The sequence below is a fragment of the Streptomyces sp. NPDC004542 genome (assembly GCF_040610035.1).
Classification (GTDB): Bacteria; Actinomycetota; Actinomycetes; order Streptomycetales; family Streptomycetaceae; genus Streptomyces.
Map to the genome: position 1 here is coordinate 1 of NZ_JBEXLP010000224.1, position 1,123 is coordinate 1,123.

Here is a 1,123-nt window from a genome sequence, read left to right on the forward strand (position 1 = left end):
GCACGCCGGCACCGGTGCTCCCGACGGTCGCGGGAACCCAGTCGATCCGCCACAGCACCCGCTCCAGACCACCACCGTCCGCGGCCTCCAACTGCCCCACGGACACCGGCCGGCCCACCACCGACCCCACCGACAGGACCGGACGCCCTTCCGCGTCGGCGACGTTCAGCACGAGGTTGTTGTCGGCGGCGGTCCCCTGCTGCCCGATGTGGACGCGCAGGCGGGTGGCGCCGGTGGCGTTCAGGCGGACCTGGTTCCACACGAACGGCAGGACGGGCTCGCCGTCCCGCTCACCGCTGTCGTCGAACATGGCCGCGTGCATGGCCGAGTCGAGCAGGGCCGGGTGCAGGCCGAAGCGCGCCGCCTCGTCCCAGCTGTCCGAGGGCAGCTCCACCTCGGCGAACACGTCGTCGTCGCGCCGCCAGGCGGCTTTGAGGCCTTGGAAGACGGGGCCGTAGGCGTAGCCCTGGCGGAGCAGGGTGTCGTAGGCGTCGTCGACCGGCAGCGGGGAGGCACCGGCGGGAGGCCACACGGTCAGGTCCTGGGCCGACGGCGCGGCTGCGGTCGCCGCGCCGAGCACGCCCTGCGCGTGCAGCAGCCAGGCGTCAGCGGCCTGCTGCCCCTGCGGGCGAGAGTGGACGGTGACGGTACGGGTCCCTGTCTTGTCGGCGCCGCCGACCACCACCTGGATCTGTGCGGCACCGTCGGGCGGCAGGACGAGGGGAGCCTGGAGCGTCAGCTCCTCCAGCACCTCACAGCCGACCTGGGCACCCGCGTGGATCGCCAGCTCCACGAAGGCGGTGCCGGGCAGCAGGACGCGGCCCAGGACGTCGTGGTCGGCGATCCACGGGTGCGTGTCCACGGCCAGCCGTCCGGTCAGGACGACCCCGTCCGTGTCGGCCAGGCTCACCATCGCGCCGAGCAGCGGGTGTTCGGCGGCACGCAGACCGGCGGCCGAGATGTCGACGCCCTCACCGCCGTACCACGAGTCCGCCATGTACTCACGGGTGCCGAGCCAGTAGCGCTCTCGCTGGAAGGCGTAGGTGGGCAGGTCGACGCGGGTGGCGTCACGGCCGGTGAAGAAGCCGTCCCAGTCGACGCCCGCGCCGGAGGCGAACAGGCC

Annotated in this window: 1 protein-coding gene; it reads right to left on the reverse strand. The window is 73.5% G+C overall.

All coding sequences use genetic code 11. The annotated features are described in order from the left end of the window. Positions 1–1,123: polyketide synthase dehydratase domain-containing protein (locus ABZX30_RS38220; RefSeq protein WP_355943090.1), on the reverse strand; the 1,123-nt coding region annotated here is incomplete at both ends.